This is a genomic window from Corallococcus sp. AB032C, from assembly GCF_003668935.1.
Taxonomy (GTDB): domain Bacteria; phylum Myxococcota; class Myxococcia; order Myxococcales; family Myxococcaceae; genus Corallococcus; species Corallococcus exiguus.
Window position 1 is genome coordinate 1 of sequence record NZ_RAWP01000180.1, and the last position, 10,571, is coordinate 10,571.

Annotated in this window: 11 protein-coding genes; 7 read left to right on the top strand and 4 right to left on the bottom strand. The window is 68.9% G+C overall.

Annotation, left to right across the window (positions count from 1 at the left end):
• Positions 1 to 36 precede the first annotated feature (36 nt).
• From D7X99_RS40040 to D7X99_RS40050, 3 genes are all read left to right on the top strand, one after another.
• A complete protein-coding gene (locus D7X99_RS40040) occupies positions 37 to 1,083 on the top strand; it encodes a cation diffusion facilitator family transporter (RefSeq protein ID WP_121782339.1) in 1,047 nt (348 codons plus the stop codon).
• A gap of 111 nt (positions 1,084 to 1,194) precedes the next feature.
• Positions 1,195 to 1,800: a hypothetical protein gene (locus D7X99_RS40045; protein WP_233614146.1), complete on the top strand. Its 606-nt coding sequence runs from the start codon at positions 1,195 to 1,197 to the stop codon at positions 1,798 to 1,800.
• The gene (locus D7X99_RS40050; protein ID WP_121755309.1) at positions 1,801 to 2,256 is read left to right on the top strand and encodes a hypothetical protein; all 456 of its coding nucleotides are present in this window, start codon (positions 1,801 to 1,803) and stop codon (positions 2,254 to 2,256) included.
• On the opposite strand, the gene wzy is transcribed toward D7X99_RS40050, so the two are convergent.
• Positions 2,253 to 3,818: an exopolysaccharide repeat unit polymerase gene (wzy, locus tag D7X99_RS40055; RefSeq protein ID WP_121782341.1), complete on the bottom strand. Its 1,566-nt coding sequence runs from the start codon at positions 3,816 to 3,818 to the stop codon at positions 2,253 to 2,255. The two genes, D7X99_RS40050 and wzy, sit on opposite strands and share 4 nt — an antisense overlap.
• Before the next feature lie 55 nt (positions 3,819 to 3,873).
• Between wzy and epsH the strand changes: the two genes are divergently transcribed.
• Positions 3,874 to 5,184 (top strand): exopolysaccharide biosynthesis glycosyltransferase EpsH, encoded by a 1,311-nt coding sequence (epsH, locus tag D7X99_RS40060; RefSeq protein WP_121782342.1) that lies wholly within the window; start codon positions 3,874 to 3,876, stop codon positions 5,182 to 5,184.
• A gap of 64 nt (positions 5,185 to 5,248) precedes the next feature.
• On the opposite strand, the gene D7X99_RS40065 is transcribed toward epsH, so the two are convergent.
• A complete protein-coding gene (locus D7X99_RS40065) occupies positions 5,249 to 6,175 on the bottom strand; it encodes a lipopolysaccharide assembly protein LapB (RefSeq protein ID WP_147476400.1) in 927 nt (308 codons plus the stop codon).
• A 295-nt stretch (positions 6,176 to 6,470) separates the two neighbouring features.
• On the opposite strand from D7X99_RS40065, the gene D7X99_RS40070 reads away from it, so the two are divergent.
• The 3 genes from D7X99_RS40070 to D7X99_RS40080 are packed head-to-tail and all read left to right on the top strand — an operon-like array spanning position 6,471 to position 7,822.
• Entirely contained in the window at positions 6,471 to 6,902 is a 432-nt protein-coding gene (locus D7X99_RS40070; RefSeq protein ID WP_121755305.1) for a hypothetical protein, read from the top strand.
• Between the two features lie 49 nt (positions 6,903 to 6,951).
• Positions 6,952 to 7,392: a hypothetical protein gene (locus D7X99_RS40075; RefSeq protein ID WP_121755304.1), complete on the top strand. Its 441-nt coding sequence runs from the start codon at positions 6,952 to 6,954 to the stop codon at positions 7,390 to 7,392.
• On the top strand, positions 7,367 to 7,822 hold the full coding sequence (locus tag D7X99_RS40080) for a MerR family DNA-binding protein (RefSeq protein WP_158627150.1): 456 nt from the start codon (positions 7,367 to 7,369) through the stop codon (positions 7,820 to 7,822). Before D7X99_RS40075 ends, D7X99_RS40080 begins: the two co-directional genes overlap by 26 nt.
• Before the next feature lie 3 nt (positions 7,823 to 7,825).
• Here the strand turns inward: D7X99_RS40080 and epsU are convergent, their stop codons facing one another.
• Entirely contained in the window at positions 7,826 to 9,037 is a 1,212-nt protein-coding gene (epsU, locus tag D7X99_RS40085) for an exopolysaccharide biosynthesis GT2 family glycosyltransferase EpsU (RefSeq protein ID WP_121782345.1), read from the bottom strand.
• Positions 9,038 to 9,093: 56 nt separating this feature from the next.
• Positions 9,094 to 10,571: PCP family exopolysaccharide biosynthesis protein EpsV (epsV, locus tag D7X99_RS40090; protein WP_121782346.1), on the bottom strand; the 1,478-nt coding region annotated here is incomplete at its 5' end.

The window sequence follows — 10,571 nt, forward strand, 5'->3', positions numbered from 1 at the left end:
GGCGGGAGGGCGCCCCATGGTAGGTTTGGCACCTCCATGTCCGCTCCTGCTTCGTCGCTCAAGGCCGTCGTCGTCGCGCTGTCCGGCAACGTGTTGGTCACGCTCATCAAGTTCATCGCCTTCTTCCTGTCGGGCTCAGGGGCGATGTTGTCGGAGGCGATCCACTCGTTGGCGGACACGGGCAACCAGGTGTTGTTGTTCCTGGGGCTGAAGCGGGCGGCGCGCGTGGAGGACGACTCGCACCCGTACGGCTACGGCGGCGAGCGCTTCATCTTCGGCATCCTGTCCGCGTCCGGCATCTTCTTCGTGGGCTGCGGCGTGACCGTCTACCACGGCATCCAGTCGCTCCTTCACCCGCACGTGGCTGAGACGGGGCCGGTGACGTTCTTGGTGCTGGGGCTGTCGTTCCTCATCGAGGGCGGCGTGTTGCTGTTCGCGGTGCGAGGGCTCCTGAAGCAGGCGGCGGGCGAGCCCTTCTTCCGCTTCGTGCGGACGAAGGCCGACCCCGCGTCGGTGGCCATCCTGCTGGAGGACGGCGCGGCGGTGCTGGGCCTGGTGCTGGCGACAGCGGGCATCGCGCTGGCGCACGTGACGGGCAACCCGCTGTGGGACGCGCTGGCGTCGCTCACGGTGGGCGTGCTGCTGGGGCTCATCGCCGTCTACCTGATGGTGGAGAACCGGGAGCTGCTGCTCGGCCGGTCCGTGCCGGCGGACGTGGAGCAGCGCTTCGAGGACCTGCTGCGCGCGCGCCCCAGCCTGGCGGACCTGCACGACGTGAAGACGCGGCAGCTCACGCCGGAGTCCTACCAGTTCAAGGCGGAGCTGCGCTTCAGCGAGTCCTTCGTGGCGGCCCGGCTGGCGGAGGCCCTGCCCGCGCAGGGGCTGCCCCCTGTGGGCGTGGAGCGCGAGCGCGCGTTGACGGACGCGGCCCGGCACCTCATCCGCACCCTGAGCGAGGAGATCGACGCCATTGAAGCGGAGGTCCGCCGCGCCATCCCGCAGGCGAAGCACATCGACCTGGAGCTGGAGCACCTGACCGCCGCCGCCGCCGAGGCCGCGGAGCTCCGTGCCCGCACCGGGTAGGCTTTGCCTTGAATCCTGGTTTTATTGCTTAGGCCGTGCTATGCGTTTTCCCGGTTCCCCTCATCAGGGTGGCGAGACGGGATGCGCGGACGGAATGCATGGAGCGTGGGCGTGGCGCTGCTCGTTGGCTGCGCCGGCACGTCCTACTTCCAGAGCGGCAGGGACGTCTTCTTCGGCCAGCGGGGCGAGAGGGTCTGGGTCAAGGGCCCCTGGCCCGCCATCCAGCCTTCCTCGAACGTGGACGAGGTCATCGACCAGCTCTGCCCGGCGGTGATGGCGTTGGACCGGGCCCGGGAGCGGGACTACGGCCAGGAGTACTGCGGGCTCATCTACTCGCTGGGCGGCGGGGAGTACTACGCGAGCTGGCCCTCGCCGCTGGGACGCACGACGTTGGTGGGCGCGGACCTGCGCCGCAAGAGCTGCAGCGTGCCCAGCGTGGTGAAGGACGACCGGGGCCTGCCGTCCACGCTGGCGGACTTCCACAGCCACCCCTGGTTCCCGTCCGGCATGTCACAGGAGGACCGCTGGGGTCAGTCACAACGTTGGACCCTGCGCATCCAATTTGATGCAGGATGCACGGTGACGAAGCTGGTCCCGTACAAGGGCGAGCAGCGTCCGGGTGAGGTCTATCTGCGGCAGGGCAAGGCGTGGAAGCTCATCGGGTACATCCACGAAGCGGACAAGGACACGGGCTTCATCACGCCCGTGGAGGACTAGATGGGGCGCCAGGGTTCGTCATCGCGGCGGGTGTGGATGAAGCGCGGGCTCGCGGCGCTGCTGGCGTTGCCCCTCTGTGGCTGCGTGCTCTTCGCGAGGCCCATCCGTCCGCCGCGCGCCTCCGACGAGGAGATGGCCCGCTTCCAGTTCCCGTTGGACCTGCCCGCGGAGGGGCGCACGCAGACGACCGCCCTGGTGGCGGTGGCGACGCAGTTGGCGATGGATGACTTCCGTCCGCTGGACCTGAAGCCGCACAAGGGCGCGACCGCGGACGAGCTGTGCCTCTACCGGCGGGACTCCTTCGACGTGTGGACGGCGCCCGGCCCGGAGGGCGTGATGTTCGTGCGCTTCGTGCCCCGGCAGGACGTCTGCAACTCCGAAGGGCCCGTGACGGACGCGAGCGCCACGTACGCCATCGACACGCGCCAGTGGCGCATCCTGTCCATCCAGCGCTAGGCCGCCGTCGCACCCGTAGGCGGCGCCTCGTCCGGCGCCGCGCGCGTCAGGCCCAGCACCTTCTCCCGCTGCGGCCACGGCCACGCGCCGGTGACCATGGCCAGCTTGCCCGCGAGCACCGAGCACACCGCGACCTGGAACGTGCAGATGTACGAGATGATGCCCATGTCTCCGAACACCTGGTTCAGGTAGGACGCCACCACGCCCACGATGACCAGGCACGCGGTTCGATGTTCCGCCGCGTACGCTCGATGGTACGCGCGCGCCGCCAGGTACACCGTCACCACCAGGTACATCCACACGCCCGTGAACCCGAACCACCCGCCGAAGGCCAGCAGGCCGAGGAGGGAGTTGTGCGGGTGGAAGCGGTACGTGGGGAACACGAACGCGATGTTGGGCAGCGGGTAGGGCTCCAGGAACTCGTGCCCGTAGCCCGTGCCGAACACGGGGTTCGTGTTCCAGGTCGCGATGAGGTTGAGGTTCTCGATGTCGCGGTAGTCCAGCTCTCCTTCGGCGTGCTGACCCTCGATGATGGAGCGGAAGGTCGCCACCGGCTTGAAGATGCTGCTGCTGGAGCTCCACCCGGCCAGGAAGTACACAATCAACAGCGGCGAGCACGCGATGAGCCCGCGCGTGATGAACTTCTTCAGCGGCGTCCACGGGTTGAAGAGGTACGCCGCGGCCAGCCCGCCCACGAGGCTCACGTACGCAAGCCGGCGGTCGTTGAAGAACATCCCGATGAACACCAGGATGATGATGAGGAGGCCTCGGATGGCGTGGCCGGACCTGGGCCGCTCCAGCCAGCGCATGATGCACACGCTGATGGCGAAGATGAACGTCATCGAGTCCGAGTGGCAGGTCGTGTACTCCACCTCCAGGTGCTGGGCCGGGATGATGACCAGGGCGAAGTAGGTGCTCACCGCGGACTTGGTGAGCGCCGCCGCGATGATGGTCTTCGCCACCAGGGGCCAGTCCTCCGGCCCGCGCAGGCTGTAGTGGTACATCATCCCCACCAGCGGGAGCACCGCCGCCTGGTGCCACTGCCAGAGCGAGTTCTTGATGTCCCCGCCCCGCGCGATGCCCCACACCTCCATCCACATGATGGAGAAGAACGAAATCGCCAGCACCACCGCCAGCGGCCGGGGGATGGGCACCACCGGTGGATCAATCTTGGACTTCGCGGCCCGCCGGCAGATGCCGATGACGATGGAGCCGATGATGAGCCCGTCGATGAGCGGGAAGCGCAGGGCGCCAATGCCCACCAGCTCGTGCATCTGCGTGAAGAGCAGCTTCCCCAGGGGGAACAGGGGCGACGGCCAGAACATCGACTGGGGGCGCTCGGGTGTGTAGTCCACCGCGAGCACCAGGTAGAGCACCGTGATGGCCAGGTAGCGCAGCGGCACCTTGAGGATGACCCACCCCACCGTGAGCGCCAGCACGGGCGCCATGGTGACAATGGGGTCCCCGTTACCCACGGCGGCCGCACCCAGGGTGACGGCGCCCAGGCCCACGACCATGACGATGTACTGGAGCCAGGCGGCGGGCGAGGGTTTGAAGGCCATTCGAGCGAGGGGGAGGCTATATCCCGGGCCCGGGTTGGGATAGATGCGAAGGCGTATGGCTGGCACCCGACCCCGCGTCCTCCTGATTGCTGAGCTGTGCAACCCAGACTGGGTGAGCGTCCCCCTGGAAGGCTGGTCCCTGGCAAGGGCGCTCGCCGAGGTGGCGGATGTGCACCTGGTCACCCAGGTCCGCAACCGCGAGAACATCCTCAAGCAGGGCTTGGTGGAGGGGAAGGACTTCACGGCCCTGGACTCCACGCCGGTGGAGCGCCCGCTGGAGAAGGTGGGCGAGGTGCTGCGCGGCAAGGCGGGCGTGGGCTGGACGACGGCCACGGCGCTGAGCGTGCTGCCGTACTACTACTTCGAGGAGCTGCTCTGGCGGCGCTTCGGGGACCGCATCCGCGCGAAGGAATTCGACGTGGTGCACCGCTACACGCCCATCAGCCCCACGACGCCCAGCACGCTGGCGGCGCGGTGCGCGGACGCCGGGGTGCCCTTCATCATGGGCCCCATGAACGGCGGCCTGCCGTGGCCCAAGGGCTTCGGGGACGCGCGCGTGCGTGAGCGCGAGTGGCTGAGCTACATCCGGGACGTCTACAAGCTGATGCCCTTCTACAAGTCGACGCGGCAGAACGCGGCGGCGCTGATGATGGGCTCGCGGGCGACGCGGGCGCAGCTGTCGCAGGAGTACCAGGACAAGGTGGTCTACATCCCGGAGAACGCCATCGACGTGCGGCGCTTCGGCGCGTCGAAGGCGGAGCCGCCGAAGCCGGGTGAGCCGCTGCGGGTGGCGTTCGTGGGGCGCTTCGTGCCGTACAAGGGCATGGCGATGCTCATCGACGCGGCGGCGCCGCTGGTGCGCGAGGGCAAGGTGCAGGTGGAGCTCATCGGCGACGGCGCGGAGATGCAGAACCTGCGCGCGCAGGTGGCGAGGGGCGGCCTGGAGAACGGCGTGACGTTCGCGGGCTGGGTGAAGCACCAGGAGCTGCAGGGCCGCCTGTCGAAGAACCACCTCTTCGGCTTCCCGAGCGTGCGCGAGTTCGGCGGCGCGGTGGTGGCGGAGTCGATGGCGCTGGGGCTGGTGCCCATCGTGATGGACTACGGCGGTCCGGGAGAGATCGTCAGTCCGTCCACGGGCTTCGCCATTCCCATGGGCACGCCGCAGGAGATTGTGGAGCGCGTGCGCGGAGTCCTGGAGAAGCTGGTCGCGGATCCGTCCGTGATTGGCCCCATGGGCGAGCGCGCACGGGCGCGCATCCTCAAGCACTTCACGTGGAAGGCGAAGGCGGAGCAGGTGCTGGAGGTGTATCGCTGGGTGTCCGGCGAGCGCGGCCAGCCTGACTTCGGCATGCCGCTGGCGGACTGAGGGCCGCGGGGAGGGGCCCCTCATGCGAGGAGCCCCCTGAACGCCTCCGCGGGGGCCCCGGAGGTTACGGCTGGGCGTCGATGATCTTCTTGTAGGCCGCGCGCGTCTTCATCGCGTTGGCCAGGTCCTGCGCCTGGGGCACATCCGAGACCTTGGACAGCGACTCCTGGGCCTTGGCGTCGTCACCCTTGGCCATGTACGCGACCGCCAGGTTGTAGTGGGCCTTGGCGTCAGCGCCGGACGCCTTCTCCCATGACGTGATGGCGGCATCCCAGTTGCCCGCCTTCGCCGCGTCCGCGCCTTCCTTCAGCCCGCCATCCGAAATGAGCGTGTAGCGCTCCGACAGCTCGTGGCCGAAGAGGGGGAAGTAGTGGTAGCCGACCGCGTCCGCCAGCACGCGCTTGAAGAGCTCACCGCCGTCGCCAGGCAGGAAGTCCGTGCTCTGGAGCGCGCCGGGAATCACTCCCTGCGCCGACCAGTACACCGAGGGGAAGGAGCCGGCGTCCGGCGTGATGCTCAGCCTGGGGCGACCGGGCGTCTTGCCCTCGGCCTCGCTGGCGACGATCTCCGTCTTCACTTCCTTGCCGTCCTTCGTCACCGTGGAGAACGCCAGGGTGATGCTCATCAGGGTGTTGCCACCGCTCGTCTGGGAGCTCTTCGCCTGCATGACGTAGATGGCGGACACCAGGGGCGTCGCCATGTCCTGCGGAATCGCGCTGAAGGTGGCCGTGGGGGAGGGCAGGATCGCGCCGTCCTTGAAGCCGACGTTGAAGTCCGCCTTGGCCCCGGAGCTTGTCGCGTCGGAGAAGGCGTACTTCGGCTGCTGCCCCGTGACGTACGACTCCACGGCGGCCTTCACCGCGGCGTTCAGGGTCGCGGCGTCCATGCCGCTCGAGTTGTCGACATTCGTCGTGTCAACGCTCACCAGTGACAGGCCCGGCGCGCTCGACTTGAGTTCATAGAAGGGAGACTGCTGACGCTTCAGATCCACGGAAGACGCACAGGCAGACGTCAGGAGGACCGCGACGGCAAGCGTGCTCGAACGCAGGAAAGACATAAATGGAAATTCTCCGCACTGGGATGCGCCTTGCTCACGGGCAGTGCCCCGCGGAGCGCGCCGACTCTTTCAGTGATGTTATTTGTAATCAAGCCGGATGGTGACTTTCAGTCATTGCTTGTCAGCACTCTCCGTCCACCAGACTGTGATTGCTGAAGGCCTTTGCCAACGGACCTGGAGGTCCTCTTCGAGGAGCTTCCCGTGGGCGGCGGGGGATAGGGTTCCAGGCATGAGCTCTTCCCTGCTTCGTCGCGTCGTCCGTGGCTTCGCGGTGTACGACCTGTGCGTCACGCTCCCGTTCGCCACACCGTGGACGGCGGAAGCGATGGTGGGCGTCATGCAGTGGGCGCACGAGGGCCTGACGCTGGGCGGTGAGGCCATGCCGGCCTTCACGCCCGTGCACGTGTTCTTCGTCGCCCTCTTCGGCGTGCTCGCCGTCATCTGGGCGCTGGTTCGCGTCCTCCAGCCCACCGCGCTGCATGGCGCCATCGACACGGTGGGCCGGGGACTCGTCTCCGCGTGGATGGTGCTGGCGCTCACGCAGGGGGCATCTCAGGTGCTCGGCGTGTTCCTCGTGATGGAGGCCGCGGGCATGTTCGTGCAGGGCGCGCTCCTGCTCGGTGCGCGGAGTCGTGCGGCGGCTCCCGCGACGGGGACCTGAGCGGAGGCCCTTGCCTCTGCACCTTGGTGCAGGGGTTAGCGTCCTTCGCATGAGCCCTGAACCGTCCCTGCTTCGCCGAGTCGTCTTCGTCAGCGCGCTGTACGACTTCTTCGTCACCATCCCCTTCGCCACGCCGTGGACCGCGGACGCCGTGCTCGCGAGCATCCGGTCCGTGCACCATGCATTGGGCCTGGGTGGTGAGCCGCTCCCCGCGTTCACGTCCACGCACCTGTTCTTCGTGGCCCTGTTCGGCACCATCGTGACGCTGTGGTCCGTCGTGCGGCTCGTTCAGCCCACCGCGTTCAACGGTGCCGTGGACACCGCGGGCCGGGCGCTGTTCTCCACCTGGATGGCGTGGTCGCTCACGCAGGGCGCGACGCGGGTGCTCGTCGTGTTCCTCGTACTGGAGCTGGCGTGGATGTTCGCGCAGGGCGGTGCCATCCTCGGCGCCAGGAGGTGGCGTGGTGGCATCCCCGCGACGGCCCGTTGAAGCAGCTCCTTTGCGCATCGGCGCGCTCGCCCGTGAATCCGGCGTGAAGCTGTCCACGCTGCGCTTCTACGAGCGCCGCAAGTTGCTCCTGCCCATGGACCGCAGCGAGAGCGGCCAGCGCCTCTACGGCCCGGACGCCGCCATCCGCGTGCGCTTCATCCGACGCTCGCAAGAGCTGGGCTTCACGTTGAAGGAGGTCTCCGCCGTGCTCGCCCTCACCGACCGGCGCGGCACTCCCACTCGCGACGTGGCCCGCTTCGCCGAAGCGAAGGTCCAGGCCATCGACGCGCGCATCGACGACCTGCGCCGCATGCGCCGCGCCATCACCACGCTGATGGCCGAAGGCTTCTGCCCTCCGGACACCGTGTGCCCCATCCAGGCGTCGCTCGGCGCACCGAAGCCTCCGGCGAAGCGGAAGCCCCGCGCCTGAGCGTTACCGCCGCTCCGCCTCACGCGTGGTGCGCACCCACTCGCCGCGCTTCTCCGCTCCGGATCCGCGCACCATCAGCCACACCTTCCACACCACGTAGAAGGGCGCCCACGCCAGGTCCAGCAGGCCGCGAGCCCCCACGCCGGACACCCACCAGCCGCGCAGCACGTACAGCGACAGCGACATCAGGCCGAACGACGCCAGCGCGGACGCCGCCACCGCCGTGCCCCCGGACAGCCACACCACGCCGGTCGCCAGCACCGAGCCCGCCACCGTCGCCAGCACCAGCTGGCTCAGGGGCGGCACCAGCACGTCCATGGACAGGTCCAGCAACAGCCCGCTCTTCTGCTTCAGCGCGTCGCTGAGCAGCGGCCACCCGTGCAGCTTGCGCATCTGCGCGCGCCCGCCCTCCCAGCGCTGGCGCTGCGAGCGGCTCTGCTTCTCCGCCGTGACCATCTCGCCCAGCACCTCCGCCTCCCAGGCGTAGTGCACGCGGTGCCCCGCGCGCGCCAGGCGGATGCCGTACTCCAGGTCCTCCACCACGCTGAACGCGTCGTGCGGCACCTGCTTCAGCACCGCGTGCGTGAAGCACATGCCGTTGCCGCGCAGGCCGCAGGACACGCCCATCCGCTCGCGCCCCATGGAGCGCACGCGGTGGAACATCCCCAGCGCGATGGTCATCAGCCGCGTGCGCCACGACGCCGTGGGGTTCATCACGCCGTAGTGCGCCTGCACGCCGTGCGCCCCGTCCTCCAGCCGGCGGGCGAAGGCGTGCAGCAGGTTCGCGGACACCACCGTGTCCGCGTCCACCACCACCACCGCGTCCGCGAAGCCGTCACGCTGGCTGTGCTCGAAGGCGTGCGCCAGCGCGTAGCCCTTGCCGCGCTTCTCCGCGTCCTGGCGCTCCAGCACCGTGGCGCCCGCCTCCCGCGCCTTCTGGGCCGTCGCGTCGGAGCAGTTGTCCGCCACCACGATGATGCGCCGCAGGTGCGCCGGGTAGTCCACCGCGGACAGGTTCGCCACCGTCCGGGCAATGCCCAGCTCCTCGTTGTGCGAGGGGATGATGACGTCGAACTTCCGCGCCGCCGGCGACGGCGGCACCGGCGCCGCCTTGCGCCCCGACAACAGCGTCAGGAGCAGCAGGTAGCCGCAGCCCACCACCACCGGCAGCAGTCCCACGCACAGCGCCACGTCCACCCAGGTCCAGACCGTCACGACAGTGTCACCCCCGCGCTCGCGCCATCTTCAAGGACGGCCGAGCGCACGAACCTTCAGCGCCGCTCCAGCTCCGCCAGCACCGGCAACTTGAGCAGCCGCTCCACTTGCCACTTCTCCAGGACCCGGCGGCGCAGGATGTCCAGCGCCACCGCCGCGAACACCGCCAGCGCCACCCCGCCCACCACGCCCGCGATGGCGATGAGCTTCGGGTTCGGCTTGGACGGCTTCTCCGGGAAGAGCGCCGGCAACAGCACGCTGTAGCGGTGCTTCATGGAGACTTTGGAGATCTCCAGCTCCGTCTGCGCCTGGTCCAACCGGCGCAGCTTCTCCTGGTGCCGCATCACCACCATGCGCATCCGGTCCGTGGCCACCGCCACCTCCGGATCATCCGGCGTGCCCAGCATCGCGCCCGCCATGGGAGCGCCGAAGCCCGCCGCCAGGCTCGTGCCCTCGGTCGTGGAGTCCACGTCCGTGCCGCCCATGCGCAGGTACTCCTGGATGAGCGACTGCTCCTCGGAGCGCAGGGACGTCAGCTGCGGCGAGTCCGCCTGCATCGTCGCCACGCGCTGCTCCAGGTCGACAATCACCGGGTGCTGCGGAGAGAAGACGACGCGCTGCTCCGCCAGCTGCGAGCGCAGCTCCGTGAGGCGGCGGCCGCGGAACTCCTCCACGTCGCGGATGGCGCGGCGCTTGGCCTGCACCAGGAACTTCAGCTGCGCGAGCGCGTGGTCCGTCGCCAGGAGCGCCTGCCGCGCGCTGGCCTGCTTGGGGTCCGCATCCTTCTTCTTGCGGCGCGCATCCGCGGCCCGCACCGCGCGCTCCAGGTCCGCGATGGCCTGCTTGATGTTCGCGGCCTCGTTGGCCACCTGGCCCTGGAGGATGTTCACGGACTCGGAGATGGCGCCCATCTCCGAGTCATGGCGCATGTCCAGGAAGTTCTGCGCCGCGGCCTCCACGATGTTGAAGGCCATCTGCGGGTCGCTCCAGTCCACCCCGATGGTGACCGTGCCGCTGCCGCCCTCCGCCATCACGATGAGGCTGGTCTCCAGCATCGCGATGAGCGCCTCCTCCTTCTCCTCGTCCGTCATGGGAGGCGGAGCCTTCTTCAGGTACTGCTCCTTCATGCGGCTGAGGGGCGACCGCATGTGGTCCCAGTACTCGATGAGCTTCGCGTTCTTCACCACGGACTTGAGGTTGCCGCGGCTGAGCACCATCTCCCACGCGGCGCGCGTGGGTTGATCCGCCTCCACCGGGATGGACCGGCCCGGGTTCACCAGCGAGGAGATGATGAGGTTGCGGTACGTCAGCATCCGCGTCTCGACGTGGTACTTGCGCGGCATCAGCTTCGCCGCCGCCGAACCCAGCCCCGCCATCACCGCGACGATGCACAGCCCCAGGAACCAGTGCCGGAAGATGGCCCTGCGCACGAAGCCCAGCCCGTCGAACATGAAGCCCCAGTCGATGAGGTCCGCCGGCGCGTTCGTTTCCTCGCGCTCGGGGACGTACGGCGGGGGCGGGGCGGAGCGAGGCG